General features: G+C 70.4%; 21 protein-coding genes. 11 read left to right on the top strand and 10 right to left on the bottom strand.

The features are described 5' to 3' along the window. Positions 1-12: 12 nt before the first annotated feature. On the top strand, positions 13-1,740 hold the full coding sequence (locus tag AMIS_RS40980; protein WP_014446597.1) for a serine/threonine-protein kinase: 1,728 nt from the start codon (positions 13-15) through the stop codon (positions 1,738-1,740). 455 nt (positions 1,741-2,195) lie between these two features. Here AMIS_RS40980 and AMIS_RS31970 read toward each other — a convergent pair whose 3' ends face one another. Beyond that, positions 2,196-2,495: a PLD nuclease N-terminal domain-containing protein gene (locus AMIS_RS31970; RefSeq protein WP_014446596.1), complete on the bottom strand. Its 300-nt coding sequence runs from the start codon at positions 2,493-2,495 to the stop codon at positions 2,196-2,198. A gap of 113 nt (positions 2,496-2,608) precedes the next feature. Beyond that, positions 2,609-3,391, bottom strand: a complete 783-nt coding sequence (locus AMIS_RS31965) for an SGNH/GDSL hydrolase family protein (RefSeq protein WP_014446595.1) — start codon at positions 3,389-3,391, stop codon at positions 2,609-2,611. 117 nt (positions 3,392-3,508) lie between these two features. Here AMIS_RS31965 and AMIS_RS31960 point away from each other — a divergent pair, with 117 nt between their 5' ends. Next, positions 3,509-3,997 carry a hypothetical protein gene (locus AMIS_RS31960; protein ID WP_014446594.1) on the top strand — a complete coding sequence of 163 codons (489 nt, stop codon included), beginning with the start codon at positions 3,509-3,511 and terminating at the stop codon, positions 3,995-3,997. A gap of 149 nt (positions 3,998-4,146) precedes the next feature. On the opposite strand, the gene AMIS_RS31955 is transcribed toward AMIS_RS31960, so the two are convergent. Next, a complete protein-coding gene (locus AMIS_RS31955) occupies positions 4,147-5,160 on the bottom strand; it encodes a LacI family DNA-binding transcriptional regulator (protein ID WP_014446593.1) in 1,014 nt (337 codons plus the stop codon). Positions 5,161-5,293: 133 nt separating this feature from the next. Between AMIS_RS31955 and AMIS_RS31950 the strand changes: the two genes are divergently transcribed. Genes AMIS_RS31950 through AMIS_RS31930 form a run of 5 tightly spaced genes read left to right on the top strand, consistent with a single transcriptional unit; the run spans position 5,294 to position 12,408 of the window. After that, complete coding sequence (locus AMIS_RS31950; protein WP_014446592.1) at positions 5,294-7,261, top strand: beta-galactosidase; 1,968 nt, start codon at positions 5,294-5,296, stop codon at positions 7,259-7,261. After that, the gene (locus tag AMIS_RS31945) at positions 7,258-8,127 is read left to right on the top strand and encodes a carbohydrate ABC transporter permease (protein WP_014446591.1); all 870 of its coding nucleotides are present in this window, start codon (positions 7,258-7,260) and stop codon (positions 8,125-8,127) included. The genes AMIS_RS31950 and AMIS_RS31945 overlap by 4 nt, the downstream gene beginning before the upstream one ends. Next, positions 8,124-8,957: a carbohydrate ABC transporter permease gene (locus AMIS_RS31940; protein WP_231859133.1), complete on the top strand. Its 834-nt coding sequence runs from the start codon at positions 8,124-8,126 to the stop codon at positions 8,955-8,957. Before AMIS_RS31945 ends, AMIS_RS31940 begins: the two co-directional genes overlap by 4 nt. 44 nt (positions 8,958-9,001) lie before the next feature. Next, a complete protein-coding gene (locus AMIS_RS31935; protein ID WP_014446589.1) occupies positions 9,002-10,336 on the top strand; it encodes an ABC transporter substrate-binding protein in 1,335 nt (444 codons plus the stop codon). Next, positions 10,333-12,408, top strand: coding sequence for an alpha-galactosidase (locus tag AMIS_RS31930; RefSeq protein ID WP_014446588.1), 2,076 nt, complete (start codon positions 10,333-10,335; stop codon positions 12,406-12,408). The genes AMIS_RS31935 and AMIS_RS31930 overlap by 4 nt, the downstream gene beginning before the upstream one ends. A 120-nt stretch (positions 12,409-12,528) precedes the next feature. On the opposite strand, the gene AMIS_RS31925 is transcribed toward AMIS_RS31930, so the two are convergent. The 4 genes from AMIS_RS31925 to AMIS_RS31910 are packed head-to-tail and all read right to left on the bottom strand — an operon-like array spanning position 12,529 to position 15,838. Further along, on the bottom strand, positions 12,529-12,786 hold the full coding sequence (locus AMIS_RS31925) for a DUF6510 family protein (RefSeq protein ID WP_014446587.1): 258 nt from the start codon (positions 12,784-12,786) through the stop codon (positions 12,529-12,531). Beyond that, positions 12,786-13,556: a ferredoxin reductase gene (locus tag AMIS_RS31920; protein WP_014446586.1), complete on the bottom strand. Its 771-nt coding sequence runs from the start codon at positions 13,554-13,556 to the stop codon at positions 12,786-12,788. Before AMIS_RS31920 ends, AMIS_RS31925 begins: the two co-directional genes overlap by 1 nt. Before the next feature lie 8 nt (positions 13,557-13,564). Continuing rightward, positions 13,565-14,164 carry a sulfite oxidase-like oxidoreductase gene (locus AMIS_RS31915; RefSeq protein ID WP_014446585.1) on the bottom strand — a complete coding sequence of 200 codons (600 nt, stop codon included), beginning with the start codon at positions 14,162-14,164 and terminating at the stop codon, positions 13,565-13,567. Positions 14,165-14,200: 36 nt separating this feature from the next. Continuing rightward, a complete protein-coding gene (locus AMIS_RS31910) occupies positions 14,201-15,838 on the bottom strand; it encodes a S8 family peptidase (RefSeq protein ID WP_014446584.1) in 1,638 nt (545 codons plus the stop codon). A 121-nt stretch (positions 15,839-15,959) separates the two neighbouring features. Between AMIS_RS31910 and AMIS_RS31905 the strand changes: the two genes are divergently transcribed. From AMIS_RS31905 to AMIS_RS31890, 4 genes are all read left to right on the top strand, one after another. After that, complete coding sequence (locus AMIS_RS31905) at positions 15,960-16,394, top strand: nitroreductase family deazaflavin-dependent oxidoreductase (RefSeq protein ID WP_014446583.1); 435 nt, start codon at positions 15,960-15,962, stop codon at positions 16,392-16,394. Positions 16,395-16,437: 43 nt separating this feature from the next. Beyond that, entirely contained in the window at positions 16,438-17,520 is a 1,083-nt protein-coding gene (locus AMIS_RS31900; protein ID WP_014446582.1) for a DUF5925 domain-containing protein, read from the top strand. Positions 17,521-17,593: 73 nt separating this feature from the next. Beyond that, positions 17,594-18,103 (top strand): SigE family RNA polymerase sigma factor, encoded by a 510-nt coding sequence (locus AMIS_RS31895; RefSeq protein ID WP_014446581.1) that lies wholly within the window; start codon positions 17,594-17,596, stop codon positions 18,101-18,103. Then, positions 18,100-19,302: a hypothetical protein gene (locus AMIS_RS31890; protein WP_014446580.1), complete on the top strand. Its 1,203-nt coding sequence runs from the start codon at positions 18,100-18,102 to the stop codon at positions 19,300-19,302. Before AMIS_RS31895 ends, AMIS_RS31890 begins: the two co-directional genes overlap by 4 nt. Before the next feature lie 124 nt (positions 19,303-19,426). Here the strand turns inward: AMIS_RS31890 and AMIS_RS31885 are convergent, their stop codons facing one another. The 3 genes from AMIS_RS31885 to AMIS_RS31875 form a co-directional block, all read right to left on the bottom strand. After that, on the bottom strand, positions 19,427-19,720 hold the full coding sequence (locus tag AMIS_RS31885) for a DUF1540 domain-containing protein (protein WP_014446579.1): 294 nt from the start codon (positions 19,718-19,720) through the stop codon (positions 19,427-19,429). A 197-nt stretch (positions 19,721-19,917) separates the two neighbouring features. Continuing rightward, positions 19,918-21,117, bottom strand: coding sequence for an adenylosuccinate synthetase (locus AMIS_RS31880; RefSeq protein WP_014446578.1), 1,200 nt, complete (start codon positions 21,115-21,117; stop codon positions 19,918-19,920). Further along, positions 21,114-22,073, bottom strand: a complete 960-nt coding sequence (locus AMIS_RS31875) for a hypothetical protein (protein ID WP_014446577.1) — start codon at positions 22,071-22,073, stop codon at positions 21,114-21,116. The genes AMIS_RS31880 and AMIS_RS31875 overlap by 4 nt, the downstream gene beginning before the upstream one ends.

Here is a 22,073-nt window from a genome sequence, read left to right as displayed (position 1 = left end):
GAAGGGCCCGGAATGACAAACGACCCCGACGACTCGGACACGCCCCTTGCCGGGCGGTGTGTCGGGAACTCGTACATCATGGTCCGCCCCATCGGGCAGGGCGCCACCGGCACCGTCTGGCGGGGCGAGGACCGCGCCACCGGCGAACCCGTCGCGATCAAACTGCTGCACGAGAGCCTGCTGCGGCAGCCGCGGCTGGTCACCCGGTTCGTTCAGGAGCGCACCATCCTGCAGATGCTGCGGCACCGCCACGTGGTGCGGGTTCGTGACCTGTTCAGCGTGGGGGAGACCCTCGGCCTGGTGATGGACCTGGTGGCCGGCGGCAACCTGCGCGACCTGCTGCACAAGCGCGGCACCGTGCCACCCGCCGAGGCGGTCCGGCTCGCCGGGCAGGTCGCGTCCGCCCTCGCCGAGGCGCACGATCTCGGCATCATCCACCGCGACCTGAAGCCGGACAACATCCTGCTCAGCGAGTCCTCCGAGGCCCGGCTCACCGACTTCGGCATCGCCCGGATACTCACCCTGCCGAGCATGACCACGCCGAACGCGGTCGTCGGCACCCCGCACTACATGGCGCCGGAGGCGTTCCACGGCGTCACCCCGAGCCCGGCCACCGACGTCTACTCGCTCGGGGTGCTCCTCTACGAGCTGGTCAGCGGTCAGCCGCCGTTCCGCAGCGACTCCATCCCCGAGCTCATGCGCCTGCACGCGGAGGGCCGGCCCGAACGGCGTCCCGGCATCCCCGACCCGCTCTGGCGGATCATCATGATGTGCCTGGCGGCCAAGCCACGCCAGCGCCCGAGCGCCGCCGACCTCGTCACCGACCTGGGGTTCCTGGCCCGCAACCTGGCGGACACGCCGGCGCTGTCCCGGCCCGGCGCGCCCCCGAGCGAGTCGATCGTCTTCGACTCCGCGGCCCGGCTGCCGGTGCCGCGCCGCTCCGCGCTCTCGGGCCTGCCCGGGCGTCTGCGACCGCGCCTGCCCCTCCCCATCCGGACCCGGGGGGACGCCATCCGCTCGCACCGCTGGTCACGTTCCGGCGCGACCGCCGTGGTGATCGCCGGCGCCATGCTCGCCTCGGGCCTCGCCTGGCATGCCGGCCGCTCCGGCAGCATCCCCGCTGAGGCGCCCACCGTGATCACCGCACCCCGGCTGAGCCCGCCGACCTCCCCGGCCTCCCCGGCCTCTTCGACATCCCCGACCTCCTCGGCCGGCGCGGCCGCCTCGGTCGTCGCGGCGGCGCCGCCGCCGACCCACCCGAAGACCGTCCGGCCCGCGCCTGCCCGCAAGGTCACGCCCTCCCGGGTACGGGCTACGCGTCCCGCCTCGACCAGGAACGACCGGCGGCCGCCCCTGCCCGAAGGCAGAGCAACAGCCCAGGGACGGTGGCAGTGCGCGCCCGACCTGATCTTCGACCTGCGGACCCGTGCGCCGCTGAGCCCGCGCCCCTGTCACCAGCTCGGCCGGGACGTCCAGGTCCAAGCCGCGCTCACCGCCCCGGCGGGCGGACGGGGGCGCATCGAGGTGACCCTGCAGGACACCCGGACCGGCCGCACCGTGGCCGGTCCCCGCACGTGCGACGGCCTCTCCTTCACCCGCCGCTCGATCACCCGCGAGTGCGGACCGCTGGTGGCCGAGCCGCGGCGGGGGCGTCAGTACGCGGTGGTGATGACCTACCGCTACACCCGTCACGGGCGGGCCGCCACGAGCACATCCCGGGGGCGCCCGTTCCGCTGGTGAACCCGGGGGCGGGCTGGGGCGCTGCTGGGAGCACTAGGAGCCGGCTGGTCCGGCTGGTTTTCAGTGCTGTTCGGGCGGCGCTTGCCGGGAGCGCTAGGGCCGGCTGGTCCGGCTGGTCGTCAGTGCTGTCCGGGTGGCTGGAGAGAGCACTGGGAGCCAGCTCGACTCGCCCAGCTGGTTAACAGTGCTGCCGGGCGTCCGTTTTGTCCGCGCTGAACGCCAGCCGGCGGCGGCGTTTCCAAGGTCTGCTGCACCGGGGACCGGGAGACGCAGCCCACCGGCGGCCCGCTACGGCTGGTTGGTGCGAGCCGTAGTTCAGGCCGGTCATCGGGTCGTGATCACATGCCCTGGCTACGGCTGGCTGGTGCGAGCCGTAGTTCAGGCCGGTCATCGGGGCATGATCACAGGGCTGGGCTACGGCTGGACTGCGGGACTGGACTGGCGGGTCGGGAACGTCACTGCTTGCGGAGGGCCTCGGCCAACTGCTCGACGAACTCCGGGTCGTCCTCGGGCCCGAACGCGCCCGCCTCGCTGCCCGCGCCGGTCCGGGGCAGGTGCTCGTCGCGCGGCGACGTTGCCCGGCCCGCGTGGAACCAGGCGATCGCCCCCGCGACCGGGCAGAGCAGGATCAGCACGACCCAGGCGCCGCGCGGGAACGACCGCAGCCGCGCCCGGTCGGTGATCAGGCAGTCGATCAGAGCGACCACGCTGAGCGCGACGATGACGAGGAAGAGCAGTATGTTCAGTCGGGCCATGGCAATAGATGCTGACGGCGCCCGGCAGCACCTCGGGTTCCCCTCGCGTTGCCACTGAGTAGCCGATCTTGACGACCCGGACCTGGGGCGGATCGCCAAGATCGGCGACGGTGTCAGGAGGCGGAGGAGGTGAGAGCGGGCAGGTAGCCGTACGTGTAGCCGTTGGTGTTGGGGTGGTAGGAATTCTGCGGCGGGATCACGGTGAGCCCGTTGAGGTACGGCCGTGACGAGCACACTCCGTGACCGCTGAACTCGTCACGCACCTCGGAGTAGACGAACCCGATCGCCTCGGCCCGGCTCCGGATCATGTCGTCGAGGGCCTGCGCACCACTGTTCAGCGACCGCCGTTTCGCGACGCTCATCTCGCAGAACAGCGACGAGGTGTCGAAGATCAGCGGGTACGACAGGACCACCACCCGCGCATCCGGAGCCTTCGCCCGGATCGCCCGGTACGCCGCGTCGAGTTTGCCGGGGAGGGTGTTCCGCACGTACGCCTTGCCTGACTCGACCTTGGCGGCACAGGTCGAGTCGCTCGACGTGAGGCACGTGATGACGGTCGGCGCGAAGCCCGCGTCGTTGCCGCCGATCGTGATGCTGACCAGGTCGGCGCCGCTGCGCATGGCCGGCGCCTGGGTGTTCACGATGTCGTCGGTGACGGCGCCGCCGCACGCCAGGAACTGGAACGACGCGGGCGAGTTCCGGGCGGCCCACTGTGCCGCGTAGCTGTTGTTGCTGCGCAGGCAGGTGCCGGATTGACCGGGTGCGCCGACGCCGGAGGAGTAGGAGTCGCCGAGGGCGACGTAATCGACGGTGCTCGCTGCCTGGGCGGGCGCGGCGAGCAGGACGAGGCTCAGTGCGGACGTGACGAGACTGGCGAGGACGGTAGCCGCTCTCATCGATGGCCTCCGATATCCACGTGGGGACTTCAGGGCCCGAAGCGCTTCGGTTACCGCACAGTAAGTCACCGAGGTGAGAAAAGGAATCCGGTGACATTCCTGTTACAGAGTAGTAACATGCATCGATGTGACCTGGGGCTATGGCCGCTGGTGATGTTACATGTTCATTCCGTTACCGGCATCATGCCGATCTTCAGCGTGTCTTCAGATCCGCGGGCTACGGTCGTGTTCATGGAAGAGAACCGGGCCCGCCGCTTGGTCCAGATCTTGCGGGACCGCAACGTTTTCGCCCATGTGCGGCTCCCGCGTGCCGGTGGCACCGGTTATGGCATCCGGGTCGTGCTCGCCGACGGGCGCGAGGCGGAGTGGGAGGTCGGCGCCGCCGGCTTGCAGGCACAGGTCATGCGCAATGGTGTGCTCGTCGGCTTCGTCGAGACGATTCCCGGCTCCGAGCACTTCACCGAGGAGCAGATCATCGAGACGATCGCGGCGACCGATTACGATCGTCCGATCGGCCGGTCGGAGCGGCCCGCCGTGCAGCGCCCGCTGCCGCCTCCGCCCCCGACGAAACTTGCCGACCGGCTGCGGTCCAGCTTCCGGGGCTAGCAGCCTGCGGGCGATTCCGCGTGCTGTCCACAGGTGCGGGTTGTGCACAGGCCGGCCCGCGAAGATCGTCAGTCCGCGTCACACTGGCCAATGGGGGAGCCCCCAGGGAGGGCGGGCCTGCGCCCGCCGGATCGCGCGCCCGCCACCCCTCACGCCGAGTCCCGCCACACGATCGGCGTCGGCAGCATCTGCCCGCCCGGCTCCAGCGTCTCCCCCCGCAACTGCCGCAGCACCAGCTGCGCCGCGTACGACCCCAGCTCCTTCGCCGGCTGATGCACCGTGGACAGCTGCGGCTGGCACCGCACCGCCCACGTGCTGTCGTCGAACCCGACGACCCCGACGTCCCCGGGCACGCTGCGTCCGGCTTCCCGCAGCGTTTCCAGGGCCCCGGCCGCGATGGCGTCCGACGCGGCGAAGACGCCGTCGATCGACGGTTCACGTTCGAGCAGCAGGCGCATCCCCTTGGCGCCGGACCCGTAGTCGTAGTGCGGGACGTCGGCGACCAGGGCGGGGTCGTACCCCGTACCCAATGCGGTTTTGAAGCCTGTCAATCGGTCGATGCCGGAGTCCCGGTCGAGCGCGGCGGCGATCATGCCGATGCGGCGGCGGCCGCTGGCGGCGAGGCGGGCTGTGATCGCCTGGGCCGAGCCCACGTTGTCTATCCCGACGAACGGGATGTTGTCGCTCAACTCGGGTGGATGACCGACGAATGCCGCCGGAAGGCCCAGGTCGGCGATTACCTTGATGATCGGGTCCCGGGTCCGGGCCGACACGACGATGGCGCCGTCGACGAAACCTCCGCTGAGGTACCGCGCGACCCGCTCGGTGTCGCGCTGGGACTCCACCACCAGGCTGACCATCTGGTGGTCGGCGAGGGAGAGCGCGGCGTTCGCGCCGAGCATGATCGAGCCGATGTTCGGGTCGTCGAGGAAGAGTGAATGCGGCTCCAGAGCGACGAAGCCGACGGCCTGCGAGCGGCGCATCTTCAGCGTCCGGGCCGCGTTGTTCGGCACGTAACCGACTTCGAGGATGGCCGCCTCGATCGCGGCGCGGGCCTCGGCGGAGACGTATCCGCCGTTCAGCACGCGGCTCACGGTGCCGCGGGAGACACCGGCCGCGGCGGCGATGTCGTGGACCGTGGCGCGCTTCTGAGGCCTGGACATGCGATCAATGTAGCGCCGGGCCTATTGACTGAGTGCCAGGCCACTCCTACTGTGTGCACGTTCACACATCCGTAACGGACACTTAGGTCCCCGGAAATGTGTGCACGTGCACACACCTGTGACCAGGAGTTTTATGTTTAAGCGGAAGACCGGGATCAGCCTCGGCTGTGACTACAACCCGGAACAATGGTCGCCCGACGTGTGGCGCGAGGATGTCGCGCTCATGCGTCAGGCCGGCGTCGACCTGGTGGCCGTCAACATCTTCGGCTGGTCGAACGTGGAGCCGAGCCCCGGCCGGTACCACTTCGACGACCTCGACGAGGTCATCGGCCTGCTGCACGAGAACGGGATCCAGGTCAATCTGGGTACGGGAACGAGCAGCCCGCCGCCGTGGCTCAGCACCCTGTACCCGGAGATCCTGCCGGCCGCGGCCGACGGGACGATCCGGTTCCCCGGCGGCCGCCAGGCCTGGTGCCCGAGTTCGCCGGTCTTCCGGGAGAAGGCGCTCGCCCTGGTCGAGCAGGTCGCCCAGCGGTACGGCAGCCACCCCGCCGTCGCGCTCTGGCACGTCTCGAACGAGCTGGGCTGCCACAACGCGCTCTGCTACTGCGACGCGAGCGCCGAGGCCTTCCGGGGCTGGCTGCGCGAGCGCTACCGCAAGATCGAGACGCTGAACGAGGCCTGGGGCACGTCGTTCTGGAGCCAGCGGTACGGCGACTGGTCGGAGATCCAGCCGCCGCGGCTGGCGCTCTCGCTGCGCAACCCGGCCCAGATCGTCGACTTCCACCGGTTCAGCTCCGACGAGCTGCTCGGCTACTACCGCGCCGAGGCGGAGATCCTGCGCCGTCACTCGGACATCAAGGTGACCACGAACTTCATGGTCACCGCACACATCCGCAACCTCGACTACTGGTCCTGGGCGCCGGAGATGGACGTCGTCGCGAACGACCACTACCTCGACCACCGCCTCGGCGACCCGGTCGCGGAGCTCTCCTTCGCCGCCGACCTGACCCGTGGCCTGGCCGGCGGCAAGCCGTGGATGCTCATGGAGCAGGCGGCCGGCGCGGTGAACTGGCAGCCGCACAACCTGACCAAGGCGCCGGGCGAGATGATCCGTAACTCGCTGACCCACGTGGCCCGGGGCGCCGACTCCCTCTGCTTCTTCCAGTGGCGGGCCTCCGCGCAGGGCGCCGAGAAGTTCCACTCCGCGCTGCTGCCGCACGCCGGCACCGACACCGTCGCCTGGCGGGAGGTGCTGCGGCTCTCCGAGACCCTGGACCGGATCGGCGAGGTGGCCGGCACCGAGGTCGAGTCGGACGTCGCGCTGGTCTTCAGCTGGGAGTCCTGGTGGTCGGCGGAGGGCGAGGCCCGCCCGTCGCAGGCGGTCACCTATCTCGACCAGGTCCACCGCGCGCACCGGGCGCTGCGTGAGCTCGGCGTCACCACCGACGTGGTCGCCCCCGGCGCGGACCTCGAGAAGTACAAGCTGGTCGTGGTGCCGTGCCTCTACATGGTGAGCGACGAGGCCGCGGAGCGGATGGCGGCGTACGTCGAGAACGGCGGGAGCCTCCTCGTCACGTTCTTCTCCGGGATCGTCGACGAGCGGGACCGGATCCGCCTCGGCGGCTATCCGGGGGCGTTCAAGGACGTGCTCGGCGTTCACGGCGAGGAGTTCGCCCCGCTGCTGCCGGGCCACCAGGTCAGGCTCTCCAACGGCGCGACCGGGACGACGTGGACCGAGCGCCTGCGCACCACCACGGCGGAGACCGTCGCCACCTACACCGACGGGCCGATGCCCGGCGTCCCGGCGATCACCCGCAACGGCAACGCCTGGTACGTCGCGACCGAGCTCGACCCGCGTGGCCTGCGCGAGCTGGTCCGGGACGCGGTGACCGCCGCCGGCGTCACGGCGGCCGGCCCGGAATCGAACGGCGACGTCGAGGTGGTCCGGCGCTCCGGCGACGGCCGCTCCTATCTCTTCGTGATCAACCACGGCACGCAGCCCGTGGCGATCGAAACCGGTCACGACCTCGTGACCGACACCGAGATCAGCAACGTCGGAGCAGGACAGACGGCGGTTATCCGGGAGGTGACGGCATGACCAGGAAGAAGCCCCTGGGCGCCCTGCTTTTCTTCATCCTCCCGTTCGGCCTGCTCTTCGCGGCCTTCTACCTCGCGCCGATCCTGTACGCGATCAAGCAGTCCCTCTACAAGGTCGAGCGCACCGGCACGTTCGGTCCGGCCCGCGAGGTCTTCGGCGGACTGGATCAGTACCAGCGGGTGTTCTCCGACGGCCCGTTCTGGGAGTCGATCGGCCGGGTGCTGCTGTTCGGCGTCGTCCAGGTCCCGGTCATGCTCGGGCTGGCCCTGGTGCTGGCGCTGCTGCTCGACTCCGGTCTGGTGCGCGGGCGCCGGTTCTTCCGGCTCGCGTTCTTCGTCCCGTACGCCGTGCCGGGCGTGGTCGCGGCGATCATGTGGGGCTTCCTCTACTCGCCGAACCTGTCGCCGTTCCAGAGCGTCACGAGCGCCGTCGACCTGCTGAGCGCGGACCTCGTGCTCTGGTCCATGGCGAACGTCGTGACCTGGGTCTACGTCGGCTACAACATGCTGATCATCTACTCCTCGCTGCTGGCGATCCCGCAGGAGGTGTACGAGGCGGCCAAGCTCGACGGCGCCGGGGCGTTCCGTACCGCGTGGTCCATCAAGATCCCGCTGGTGATGCCGGCGATCGTGCTGACCACCGTCTTCTCGATCATCGGAACGCTGCAGCTGCTCGCCGAGCCCGCGGTCTTCCGGACGTTCAGCTCGGCGGTGTCCAGCACGTACACGCCGAACCTGACCGTCTACTCCACCTCCTCCATCCCGAACTTCAACCTGGCGGCGGCGTTCTCGGTCGTGCTGGCGCTCGCCACGTGCCTGCTGTCCTTCGCCTTCCTGAAGGTGACCCAGCGCGGAGGCGAGAAGTGAAAAACGCGAACCGCATCGCACCCATGATCGTGATGGGCGCCTGCACCCTCTACTTCCTGATCCCGATCTGGTGGCTGCTGGTCGCCGCCACCAAGAGCCGGGCCCAGTTCAGCAGCACCGACGCGCTCTGGTTCGCCGACTTCGCCCTGGTCGACAACCTCAAGGAGCTCTTCGCGTACGGCGACGGCGTGTTCCTGCGCTGGATGCTGAACAGCGTCCTCTACACCGGTGGCGCGGCCCTGCTCGGCACGGTCCTCGCCGCGATGTGCGGGTACGCCCTCGCGAAGTACCGCTTCCCGGGCCGGGAGGCGATCTTCAACGTGGTGCTGAGCGGTGTTCTGGTGCCGTTCACCGCGCTCGCCCTGCCGCTCTTCCTGATCTTCAGCCAGCTCAACGCGACGAACACCTTCTGGTCGGTCTTCCTGCCCAGCCTGGTGAACCCGTTCGGCGTCTATCTGGCCCGGATCTACGCCACCGCGAGCGTGCCGGACGAGCTTCTCGAAGCTGCCCGGCTGGACGGCTCCGGCGAGGTGCGGACGTTCTTCACGGTCTCCACCAAGCTGATGTTCCCGGCCCTCGTGACGATCTTCCTGTTCCACTTCGTCGCGGTCTGGAACAACTTCCTGCTGCCGCTGATCATGCTCGGCAACGAGCGGCTCTTCCCGGTCACCCTCGGCCTCTACAGCTGGAACACGCAGGTCAACCAGATCCCCGAGCTGCGGATGCTGGTGCTGTCCGGCGCGTTCGTCTCGATCATCCCGCTGGTGATCGCGTTCCTGCTCCTCCAGCGGTTCTGGCGCAACGGCCTCGGCTCGGGCGCCATCAAGTAACACCCCCCTCTCACCCGAAGAAAAAACCCCGCAGAAAGAGGAAAATGATGCGTTTTCCCATGCGCTCCCTCGGCGTCGTGCTGACCTCAGCACTCGCCCTGACCGCCTGCTCCTCCGGCGGTGACGAGGAGACGACGGGTGCGGCCGGCGCGGCGAGCTGCGCTCCCTCCTCCGGCCCGGTCACGCTGAACTACACCACCTGGATCCCCGGTATCGAGAACGTGGTGAAGGTCTGGAACGCCGCGAACCCGAACATCCAGGTCAAGGTGCAGACCGGCCCGAACGGCAACGGCGGCACCTACCAGAACTTCTTCAACCAGCTGAAGGCCGGCAACGCGCCCGACCTCGGCCACATCGAGTACGACGCGCTGCCCAGCTTCCGCGTCCAGGACGGCCTGGAGAACCTGGCCGCCTGCGACGAGGTGACCGCCGCGAAGGACAAGTTCGTCGACTGGACCTGGGGACAGGTCACCTTCGGCGAGGAGAACTCGGTCTACGGCGTCCCGCAGGACGCGGGCCCCATGGCGCTCTTCTACCGCAAGGACCTGTTCGAGAAGAACAACATCCCGGTGCCGACCACCTGGGACGAGTACGCCGCGGCGGCCGAGAAGGTGAAGGCCGCCGGTGGGTACATCACCAACTTCTCGCAGAGCGACATCAACCAGTTCGCCGGCCTCTCCTGGCAGGCGGGTGGCCGCTGGTTCAGCAACGACGGCTCCAAGTGGACCGTGAACCTGGCCGACGAGAACACCACCAAGGTCGCGAACTACTGGCAGGGCCTGCTCGACAAGAAGCTCGTCTCGACGGTTCCGCCGTGGACCACCGAGTGGGACAACGCGTACAACACCAGCAAGGCGTGGACCTGGGTCTCCGCGGTGTGGGGCGCCAACTCGATCATGTCGGGCGCGCCGGACACCTCGGGCAAGTGGGCGGTCGCCCCGATGCCGCAGTGGACCGCCGGTGGCAACGTCGCCGGTAACTGGGGCGGCTCGGCCACCGCGGTCTTCAAGGGCTCGAAGCACCCGTACGAGGCGGCCAAGTTCGCTCTCTGGCTGAACACCAGCGAGGAGGCGCTGACCCTGCTCAACAAGGAGGCGCAGCTCTACCCGGCGACCAAGGCCGGGGCGTCGCTGCCCGCCCTGAAGCAGGGAGTCGAGTTCTACGGCGGCCAGCCGATCTACGATGTCTTCGCGCAGGCCTCCACCCAGGTCGCGTCCGACTTCGTCTGGGGACCGACGATGACCTCGACCTACACCACCACCTCGGACGGCTTCAAGGCCGCCGTGTCCGGCAGCGGCACCCTGCTCGACGCGCTGAAGAAGGCGCAGACCTCGACCGTCGAGACCCTCAAGTCGCAGTCGATTCCGGTCGCCGAGTGACCGTGCTCCACCTCCGCGCCGCGGGCGCCAGCCTTGTGCTGGACGCCCGCGGTGGCGTTCCAGCGATCATTCATTGGGGTTCGGACCTGGGCGACCTCGACGAGACGGCACTCGCCGCGCTCGCCGACGCGTCGGTTCCGGCGATCCCGCCCAGCTCGATCGACGTACCCCTGCGGTTGTCCCTGTGGTCGTCGCTCGCCGACGGATGGAGTGGCCGGCAGACCGTGGAGGGCCACCGGCAGGGCGTTCCGGCGCCGGCTTTCCGCCTGGTCGAGCTCCACGATCAAGACCCGATTGCGTGGGTACGGGGGGAGAGCGCCGACGGTTCGCTCGAACTGACGACCGAGCTGGAGTTGTCCGCGGAAGGCGTCCTGCGCGTGCGGCACGTGCTGGTCAACCGCGGCGCGACCGCATTCGATCTCGCCGGGCTCGACATCGCGCTCCCCATCCCCGCCGACGCCGCCGAGCTGCTCGACTTCACCGGGCTGTGGGCGCACGAGCGGCAGCCGCAGCGCGCCCCGCTGCGGCACGGCGTCTGGAGCCGGGAGAGCCGGCACGGCCGTCCCGGACACGACGACGCGTTCCTGCTGATGGCCGGCGAGCCCGGCTTCGGCTTCCGGCGCGGCCGCCTCTGGGCCGTCCACCTGGCGTGGAGCGGTGACAAGCGGCTCGTCGCGGAACGCTCGGCGCTCGGCCCCGGCACCCTCGGGGGCGGCGAACTGCTCGCCCCCGGCGAGATCCGGCTCGCGCCGGGGGAGTCCTACGAGACCCCGTGGCTCGTCGCGGTCCACTCGGAGACCGGCATCGACGGGCTCTCCGACCGGCTGCACCCGTGGATCCGCTCCCGTTCCGCGCTGCGCCTGCCCCGGCCGGTCGTGCTGAACACCTGGGAGGCGGTCTACTTCGACCACGACCTGCCGGTCCTCTCCCGTCTGGTCGACGCGGCAGCCGATGCCGGGGTCGAGCGGTTCGTGCTCGACGACGGCTGGTTCACCGGCCGCCGCGACGACAAGCGCGCCCTCGGCGACTGGTACGTGGACCCGGCCGTCTGGCCGGATGGCCTGCACCCTCTGATCTCCCGCGTGCACGCCGCCGGCATGGACTTCGGCCTCTGGGTCGAACCCGAGATGATCAGCCCGGACTCCGTGCTGGCCCGGGAACACCCGTCCTGGATCCTCGGCGGCGCTTCCGGGCCGACCTGGCGCTGGCAGCGCGTGCTCGACCTGGGCAACCCGGACGCCTACGCCCACCTGCGGGAACGGCTCGCCGCGCTGCTCACCGAGTACCCGATCGCGTTCCTGAAGTGGGACCACAACCGCGACCTGCTGACGCCCGGCGCCGCACACCGGCAGACCCGGGCGCTGTACCGGCTCCTCGCCTCGCTGCGCGCCGAGTTCCCGCACGTGGAGATCGAGAGCTGCGCCTCCGGCGGCGCCCGGATCGACCTCGGCATCCTCGACCTGGTCGACCGGTTCTGGACCTCGGACACCAACGACCCGCTCGACCGGCAGCGGATCCAGCGCTGGACCAGCGTCCTGATCCCGCCGGAATACCTCGGCGGCCACCTGGGCGACGCCACCGCGCATGTCACCGGCCGGCACTCGGCGCTCGGCTTCCGCCTGGCCACGGCCCTGTTCGGCAGCGCCGGCATCGAGTGGAACCTGACCACCGCGTCACCGCCGGAGCGCGCCCTGATCGCCGCCTGGATCGCCGAGCACAAGCGCCTGCGCCCGCTGCTGCACACCGGCACGGTGGTCCGCGCCGACGCCGCCGACCCGGCGTTCCGCCTACACGGGGTGGTGGCCCGGGACCGCTCCGAGGCGGTGTACGCCCTGGTCGCGGTCGGTTCGCCGAGCACCGCGCTGCCCCCGCCGATCCGTTTCCCCGGCCTGGATCCGAACCGGCTCTACACGGTCCGCCCGATCGGCCCCCCACCGAAGACGGTCCAGGACACCCCACCGGCGTGGCTGGCAGCGGGTGAGGTGACGCTCCCGGGACGGGTGCTGGCCGAGGCCGGTTTGCCGTGTCCGCTGCTTGCTCCGGAGCAAGCCCTCCTACTGGAAGTCAGCTGACATCAGCGCTGGTGCGCCCGTCCGCTGCTGTCGGCCGACTTCAGCGCTGGTGCGCCGGGAGCACCCACCCGCCCGGACCTCGTCGCCCCCGGCCGGAACCCTGGACCGCGCGGCTTCCGCTCAGGCGTCGAGGGGCAGCTCGAGGCGGGTGGCGCCGGTCAGAGTGAGGATCAGCCGGGACGGGGTGCGGACCAGCCTCAGGATCACGTCGGTGCAGCTGGGGCAGCGGCCGACCGCTCCCGGCGCCGGCCCCCACACCCGCAGGGTCGCCACCGCGCCGGCGTGGCCGCAGCCGGCGCAGGTGAAGACGGCGACCGTCGCGTCCGTGGCGAAGACCTCGGACAGGTCACCGGCGAGCGCGTTCCCGTCGATCTCCATCAGGCGCCTCCGAAGCGCTCGGTGCGGATGCGCTTCGGGTCGTGGCCCAGCGCCACCAGGATGTCGGCGGCGGTCTCGACGAAGCTGGTCGGGCCGCAGACGTAGCAGTCCGGCTGGAAGTCCGGTGGCCAGCCGTGCGAGTTGATCGCCGCGACGTCGATCCGTTTCGGCGGGGTGGGCCAGCCGTCCGGAGCCTTCCGGGTGTAGACGAAATGCACGTCCAGGCCGGGATTCTCGCGTACCCGCAAGCGCAGCTCGTCGGCGTAGGCGGCGTCCTCCGGCGTGCGCACCGAATAGATCAGCCGGAACGGCTGGCGGCCGCGTGCCTCGCCGCGGGCCCGGATCATCGCCATCAGCGGCACGATGCCGGAGCCGCCGGCGATCAGCAGCACCGGCGCGGTCTGCTTCTCGCGCCAGACGAACCAGCCGCCCACCGGGCCGCGCAGCTCGATCTGGTCGCCGGGCTCGACCACGTCGGTCAGGTACGGCGACACCTCACCGTCGTCGAGCCGCTGGATCGTCAGCTCGACGGTCCCCGGCGCCCCGGCAGAGCCGGCCCCGGTCGCGGAAGGCGCCGGCGTCCAGGCGGAGGCGATCGAGTAGCTGCGTTGCGCGGTGTACCCGTCCTCGGCGGTGAGCCGGACGTCGATGTGCTGGCCGGGCAGGTGGCCCGGCCAGTCCGGCACGTCGAGCACGAGGGTACGGGCCGAGGCGGTCTCCCAGCGTGCCGACGAGACGGTGGCGACCCGCCAGCTGATCCGGTTCTTCATGACAGCGGTCAGTCTCCCTGGTAGCGCTGCTCACGCCACGGGTCGCCGTACATGTGATAGCCGCCGGCCTCCCAGAAGCCGGGCTCGTCCTCATTGATCATCTGGAGTCCGTTGACCCATATCGCGGACTTCCAGAAGTAGAGGTGCGGCACGAGCAGGCGGACCGGCCCGCCGTGCTCGGGGTGCAGGGGCTCGCCGTCGAACTCGTAGACGAGCCACGCCTTTCCCTCGAGCAGGTCGTCGAGCGGCACGTTCGTGGTGTAGCCGCCGTAGCTGTGCGCCATCGTGTAGTCGGCGGCCGACTCCACGTCCTCGAAGAGGGTGTCCAGCGCGACGCCTTTCCACGTGGTGCCGAGCTTGGACCACTTGGTGACGCAGTGGATGTCGACCGTGAACTCCTCGGCCGGCAGCGCGGTGAACTCCTTCCAGTCCCAGGAGTGCTTCTCACCGGTCTCGGTGGTGATCGTGAACTTCCACCTGTCGAGCGGGATGCGCGGTGTCGGCCCGGCGGAGAGCACCGGGAAGTCGTGAGTCAGGTACTGGCCGGGCGGCAGGCCGGGCAGCGACTCACGCCGCCGCCCGCCGAAGCCGCGGGAGATGATGCCCATGGCCTGAAGTAAACCGTATTCACGTAGGGGAAAGGGTCATGCTTTCACCGTGCCGCTGGTCACGCCCGCGACTCGTTTGGTCCCGGCGACGACCACGCGGTAGGTTCCGCCGCCGACCAGGCCGGTCACCTTCCGGGTCGCGGTCGAGCGGAACGTGCGTACGGTCTTCCACTTCCTGCTGACGTACCGCTGCACCGTCATGGTCTGCCCGGACGCGCCGGTCACCTTGACCGTGATCGCGCCCTTCGTGCTGCGCACCGCGGTGACCTTGGCCTTCGCCGTGTAGCTCGCGGTGGCCGAGGCCGCGGCGAAGTCCGTCGTCGAGGGTACGAGGAGGCGGGCCTTGTAGGTGGCGTCCGCGGCCCGGGTGAGGGTGTAGGCGCCCGCCGCGTTCGTGGTCACCGGCGTGCAGGACCAGGCCGCCCCGGCGATTGAGAGGCACGCCGAGACGGTCGTGCCGGCGAGCGGCCGGCCGGCCGACGTGGCGGTGAACGTGGTGCTGGTCCGGGCGCCGTAGGTGACGGTCCGGGTGCTGACGTTCGCGGTGACGAACTGGCCGGCGGCGTCGAGCGCGGCGGCCGCGTCGATCCGGCCGTTGCCGTAGGTGGTGTCGAACCCGGTGGCGCCCAGGTCGACCGCGGTGGCCTCGAGGATCTTCTCGACCTGGTCCGGGCCGAGCGCCGGCTGGTACGCCTTCAGCTGGGCGGCCACCGCGGCGACGTGCGGGGACGCCATCGAGGTGCCGCTCATCGCGACGTACTCGCCGCCGGCCAGGGCGGTGGGGTACGTGCTGACGATGGCGTCGCCGGGGGCGGCGACGTCGACGTAGCCGCCGGCGTTGGAGAACGACGCGTAGGTGTCGGCGGCGGTGGTCGCGGCGACCGCGATCACTCCGGGGTAGGCGGCCGGGTAGCTGACCGGGCTGCCCTTCTGCCGCTCGTTGCCGGCGGCGGCGACCACCGTGACGCCCTTGCCCCGGGCGTAGGTGACCGCGTCGGCCAGCGCGTCGAGCTTCCCGGTGGAGCCGAGGGACATGTTGATCACGTCGGCGCCGTGGTCGGCGGCCCAGACGATGCTCTCCGCGACGTCGGACATGTACCCCGCGCCCTTGGCGTCGAAGACCCGCACCGGCAGGATCGCGGCGTCCGGGGCGACTCCGGAGATCCCGATGCCGTTGCCGGTGGCCGCGCCGATGATGCCGGCGACGTGGGTGCCGTGCCCGTTGCCGTCGGTGGTCCCGCCGGCCACCTTGTTGATCATGTCGTAGCCGGGGAGCACCTTGCCGGTGAGGTCGGGGTGGTTCGCGTCCACCCCGGTGTCGATCACCGCGACGGTGACGCCGGCGCCCGTCGACGTCGTCCATGCGGTGGTCGCCTTGATCTTCGGCAGCGCCCACTGCTGGGACCGGTACGGGTCCGAGCCGGCCACCCGCACCGGGACGTCGAGCTGCGCGTTCGGCAGTTCGGCCAGCAGTTCGGCGGTCTCCCGGCGGTCGGTGGCCTCGTGGACGGCCACGACCGGGCGGCCGAAGGCGTCCACGCTGGTGCCCACGACCCGTGCCGGATGCGCCGCGCTCACCGTCGCCGGCACGCCCGCGTAGGAGATGCCGGGCAATGCGACCGCGCCGAGGCCGGTGGCCAGGGAGATGGCCAGGGTGCCGGTGAGAAGCCGCACGTGAACCCGCCTTCGCTAGTAGGTCCGACCTTTGGCCGGGCTATCACCACGGTCCGGGGCGCCGAGTGCGCTCCGGTCAGCGCGCTGGTGCGGTTCGGGTGCGCTTCATAGACTCGGGATCATGCCGTTGACTGGTGAATACCTCCCCAGCACGTCCGACTGGGCGCGCAAGCAGGCCGAGAAGTACGAAGAGACCAATGGCGAACAGGCCAATGACATCCAGGGAATGCCGATCATCGTGCTGAGCTCGATCGGCGCGAAGACCGGAGCACTGCGCAAGACCGCGCTGATGCGGGTCGAGCACGACGGTGAGTACGCGGTCGTCGGCTCGCTCGGCGGCGCCCCGAAGAACCCGGTCTGGGTCTACAACATCCGCAAGAACCCGCACGTCGAGCTCCAGGACGGCGAGGTGAAACGCGACTACACGGCCCGCGAGCTGGAGGGCCAGGAGCGCGAGATCTGGTGGGAGCGGGCGGTCGCCGCCTACCCGCCGTACGCCGAGTACCAGACGAAGACGGATCGGCTGATCCCCGTTTTCGTCCTCACCGCGGCCTAGAAATTGGATTCCCGGTGAGTGACGAAGCGTGGATCATGGGTTGATGGACTCCCCCCATCAGCTTCCGGTGAGCGGGCAGGTCGACGACGGCGACCGGCTGGTGGACATCGTCGACCTGATCGCCCTGGATCGCTTCGTGTCCGGCCGTGAGCCCTACGGCCGGACCACTCACCTGGACAACGTCCGCCCCGAGGCGGCTTTGGCCCTCCCCGAAGCGACGGTCCTCCGGGACGCGGTCGAGGAGGACGGCCACAACCGGATCAGCGTCGGCGAGGGCTGGACGCTGCACGTGATGCGCTGGAAGCAGAGCCGCCGCGCCCGGGTCACCATCACCGCGACGAGCGCCGAGCTCGCCGAGAAACTGCTCGGCGAGGCCGTGGCGAACGCGGTCGAGGAGCCGCCGCCGGACGCGGGGACCGTCCCGATCGGATTCTGGCACTTCGGGCCGCACGGCCCGCGACGCAGCGAGCGCCAGATCGACGCCGAGCCGTGGACGCAGATCCGCCGCAACTACGCCGGCCCGGTCGCGCAGACCCTGGAACGGCTGATGGACCTCGACCACTCGTCGATCACCGGCCGGATCCTGCTGCTGCACGGCGAGCCGGGCACCGGCAAGACCACCGCGTTGCGGGCGCTCGCCCAGCAGTGGCGGTCCTGGTGCCAGGTGGACTGTGTGCTGGACCCGGAACGGCTCTTCGCCGACCCGGCGTACCTGATGAGCGTGGCCCTGGGCAGCGGCGAGGACGACGAGCCGAAATGGCGGCTGCTGATGCTCGAGGACTGCGACGAGCTGATCCGCGGCGAGGCCAAGGCGAGCGCCGGGCAGGCGTTGTCACGGCTGCTCAACCTCACCGACGGGATGCTCGGCCAGGGCCGCAACGCGCTGATCGGGATCACCACGAACGAGGACCTGGCGACCCTGCACCCCGCGGTGATCCGGCCGGGGCGGTGCCTCGCCAGCATCGAGGTGGGCCGGTTGCCGTACCCGGAGGCCGTCGCCTGGCTGGGCTCGTCCACCGGGATCTCCCCGGACGGCGCCACACTCGCCGAGCTCTACGCCCTGAAGACCGGCGCCCGCCCGGTCACGGTGCCCCAGCAGTCCACCCGGATCGGCATGTATCTCTGACAGTGGTGCAACCCCGCGGTGGTCCCGGCGCGACAGTAGAGCGACAGGAGACGACGCCGAGGCGGGGAGCGGGATGCGCGCCGATTGGGAAAGGGAATACGTCGAGTATGTGAGCGGGCAGTTGCCCCGCCTGCATCGCACGGCGTACCTCCTCTGTGCGAACGAGTTCCAGGCGGACGACATCGTCCAGGCCACCCTCACCTCGCTCTATCTGGGCTGGCGGCGGGCCGTCCGCGCGGACAACCTCGACGGGTACGTCCATCGCATCCTGATCCGCCGTTTCCTCGACGAGCGCCGCCGGCCGTGGTCACGCGTGCTCCTCGGCGGTCAGGTCCCGGAGGCGCCGGCCGTGGCCGGCGCGGGCTTCGAGGAGCGCGACTCGCTGATGGCCGCGCTCCGGAACCTGCCGAAGGGCCAGCGGGCCGTGATCGTCCTGCGGTATTTCGGCGACCTGACGGTGGAGGCGACCGCGGAGGCCCTCGGCTGCTCCACCGGCAATGTGAAGAGTCAATGTTCCCGCGGGCTGACCGCGCTGCGCGCGATTCTCGGGGAGACCATCGAGGGAGCGAGGTACCCGGCGTGAGCGACGAGCAGCGACTGCGCGACGGCCTGGAGTCGATCGCCGTGCCGCCCAGCCGGGTCCGGATCGAGACGGTCCTGCCGATCGCCCGTCAGCGGGCCTTGCGCCGCACCGCCGCCCGGACGGCGGTGGGCGCGGCTCTGGCCGTCGGCGTGCTGGTGGGGGTCCCCTCGGTCCTGCTGCGGCCGACCGCGGCGAAGACGCCGCCGGCGCCGGCGCTGCAGCGGCCCAGCAGCGTGCCCGCACCGGCGTCACCGGCGGCGTGCCGGGTCGGCGAGCTCGCGGCGCCGAAGGGGCTGACGAACATCACCGCGGACGCGGTCGACCCGACCGGCCGCTACATCGTGGGCAACGGCACCGAGGGCCAGGACTTCCGGCCGGTGCTCTGGTCCGACGGCGTGCCGAAGGCCCTGCCGGTGATCGCCGACTCGGTGCAGGCGACCGCGGTGAACCCGTCCGGCGTGGTCGTCGGACTCCTCACCAGGAAGAACCGGGACACCGTGTTCCGGTACGAGAACGGTCGGTACACCGAGCTGAAGCTGCCGGCGGGGCAGTGGCATCCGTACCCGGAACCGGCGATCAACGCGGCCGGCGACGTGGTGATCAACGCGGAGCCGCGGGGGAACACCGGCGGCAAGGGTGCGATCGCGCTGCTGTGGCGGGCCGGATCGGCCACCTCGGTGCGGCTGCCGCTGCCGGAGGGCGGCCACGTGCAGGAGATCCGCGACGACGGCACGCTGGTCGGCGGGATCTACAAGGACGGCGGGGCCGACACCGCATGGGTCTGGAACCCCAACGGCAAGGGCACCAGGCTGACCGTCCCGTCCGGACGCACGGGACAGGGTTACGCGATCAGCGGCGACTGGGTGACCGGGGGGATCTGGCCGTCCGGCTCGGCGGCGCTGTGGAACCTGCGGACCGGGAAGCTCACCGAGATCGAGGGCGACAGTGACCCCGGTATCGCGGTGAACGCCTCCGGCTGGATGGTCACGTCCACCGGGCGGCTGGTGCGCGCAGGCGAGGACGCCGAGCTGCCGGCGACCGGCGATGATCAGGAGTCGCTGGCCCAGGACGTCGCGGACACCGGCCTCGTGGTGGGCACCGCGGTGACCCGGCGCGACCCGGTCGAGGAGCAGAAGCTGAGGGAGGCCGGCGGGGTCATCCCGGCCGAGCCGCAGGCCCCGCGCATCTGGCAGTGCTGACCGTAGGGCCGGCGCATCTGGCAGCGCTGACCGTAGGGCCGGCGCCGGCACGGGAACGGCGCCGGCCCGGCGAAACAGGCCCGCCTCCCGGGACGGGGGCGGGCCTGGCGGGCCGGGCGGAAGCTCAGGCGCGCGAGTAGGTGAGGCAGTCGGCCTTGTCGGCGGAGGCGCCGACGGTGATCGCCGGTGCGCGGCACTCGAGGTTCTCGTTGTAGGTGCAGTCGGCACGCTTGCAGGCGCCGACCTGGGCGGTGGCGACGCCCATGCCGCCCTTCTCGCCGGAGCCGATGAAGGTGTCGCACTCGGCGGTCTGCATGCTGCCGATGGTGATCGCGAAGGCGGTACAGCCGTCATGGTTGTAGCCGCATTCGGCGACCGTGCAGGTCTGCACGCGCGGCATGTTCATCATCTGGGTCATGGTTTCGACTCCCCTGATCGTCAATGGCCTCACCGAACCATAACCCCGATCACGGATTCTATTCCACTTATCCAATGATGTTTCCAGAAAGATCCATTACATTAGGTAAGGCATGCCTCAAACAATTTAGGTTAGCCTTGCCTACGCCTCTGAGCAGCGCATGTTTCCCTCCCGCGCCTCCACGGTAACGGATTCTGTCACACCGCGACGCTCATTCTTTTGTCGCTGGAACGGGGTCCGTGCGAGGCGATGGCAATAGGCGCGCCGAGCAATTCGGATATCTCCCGCACCCAATTATCCGGCCGGTGCGTGGCGGCCGGCGTGGCGCGGCCGAGGCGCTCGGTGAGCCGTTCCTGGTAGGCCAGGTCCCGGTGCGGGCCGGGCTCGATCCGGTCCCAGATCGTGCCGCCCTCCCGGTACGCCGTGCAGATGCCGAGCTCCGGGCAGCGCTCCGGCGCGTCCAGGTGGGTGATCGCGAGCGCGTCGGCCCCGCCGGCCACCTCCACCGCGTACCGGTGCGCCACCGCGTCGAAATGGCCGGTCCGGAACGCCCCCTGCCAGGCGTCCGCGCCGTTGTGCGCCTCCGGCAGGTCGAGCCCGGGCGTCTCGGTGACGAACGGGCCGGCGCCGTGCCGGGTGGTGTAGGCGCGCACCACGCCGAGCCGCCGGAACGAGCCGCACAGCTCGGCCACGTTGTCGAACGTCGTCGTCGACCACGTCGTGTACGGATGCCAGCCGCGCCACTCGTCGAGAAGGACGCCCTGGGCCCCCTCGAAGACGCACGGGCCCTCGTCGAGCAGGCGGGCGGTGTGGTCGCCGCCGACGATCCGGACGGCTTCGCCGAACGCGGTGAAGGCGTCGATCACGTCGTCCAGCGCGATGTCCGGGCAGGGGAGCGCGTCCTGAACGGCGGCGAGCCGGCGACGCAGGCGTGCCGGGGAGAGCACGTCGGCGACCCGTGGGGCATCGGTGTGCGCCAACGCGTACCCCATCGTCTCGCCCACGCCCATGCCGCACGAACCGTGCCGTGCGTCGCCGCGCGCAACCTCCCGCCGCCGGTTCGCGGCGCGATGCCACGGAGTGGCGAGCAGCGCGTCGCCATCCACCGTGAGCAGGTGGAACGGGTTGCCGAGCGCCTTCGCCTCACCGGCCAGCGCGAGCGGGTCGACGATCATGAAGCGGGTCAGGTGGGTCGGGACGCCGCGCAGGGTGCCCGACCCGAACTGGGCGAACGTGTGGTGCCGGCCGTTCTCGGTGATCACGTTGTGCGCGGCCTGCGCCCCGCCGTTGAAGCGGAGCACCGCCCGGCGCGGCGACGCGGCGCAGAGCGCATCGACGACGGTGCCCTTGCCCGCATCGCCGTAACCGAGATCGACGACGGCGATGTGCTCGGTCACAGCCGCTGGTTCCCGCCCTGACCGGCGGTGATCTCGAACGGCTCGCTGCGGACCACCGCGGTGCGTTGCAGCGGCGCCAGCGCGCGGCCCACCGAGTCACCGGCACCCGAGCCGACGTCCTCGAGGTCGGCGATGCCCTCGTCCAGGTCGATCGCGTCCTCGCCGAGACCCACGGTCAGGGCGATCGTCTCGCAGACCGCGTCCAGGTCGTCGAGCTCCAGCACGTTCTGCCCGAGCAGCTCGCGCCAGCGGGTCAGCACCTCGGAGTCGCCACCCCAGCCGGCCGCGGTCGGCAGGATGTAGTAGACCTCGTAGCGGCGGCGCAGCTCGGCGATGATCTCCTCGATTCCAATCGGCTGCTTGATCCGGTCGCCGATCACGGCCTGCACCTCACGCGGCTTGACCCGCGGGTAGGGCATCTCGTCGCCGATGATGAAGAGGTATCCCCGGCGTCCGCGATTGACCATCGAGTCGATGATCGTGTGCCGGGCCATGAAGTAGAGCGCGAGCTCGTAGGACTCGTGCTTCTGCCCGCCGCCGCCACCCTCCAGGTAGATCTTGGAGAGGTCCTCGTCCATCCGGTTGTCCGACTCGAACTGTCCGACCTGCAGCGGCGCCCGGTCACACGTCGCGTCGCCGATCGCCCCGAACATGATTTGCGGGTCGATCGCGTAACTTTTCCTGGTCAGCAGCCCGAGCAGCTGCGGAAGCTTGGTCTGCAGCACCCGTGGCACGTTGCCCATCGAGCCGGTCACGTCGAAGAGGACGGCGATCGGCGTGCTGAACGGGTGCTCCTCCGAGTCCCGCGACTCCCGCATGAAGACGCCGTCCGGGTCCAGATCCGGGTGGACCCGGCGGGCGCCGCTGTCGCTGTAGTCGAAGGCGCTCTTGCCGGTCGCGGCGCGGTAGGTCGAGGCTGCGGTGTAAACGTCGGTGGACCAGTGTCCGCTTCCCAT

The sequence above is a fragment of the Actinoplanes missouriensis 431 genome, assembly GCF_000284295.1.
GTDB classification, from domain to species: domain Bacteria; phylum Actinomycetota; class Actinomycetes; order Mycobacteriales; family Micromonosporaceae; genus Actinoplanes; species Actinoplanes missouriensis.
The sequence above is the reverse complement of the archived record's forward strand: the minus strand, read 5'-3'. Positions and strand labels throughout refer to the sequence as shown.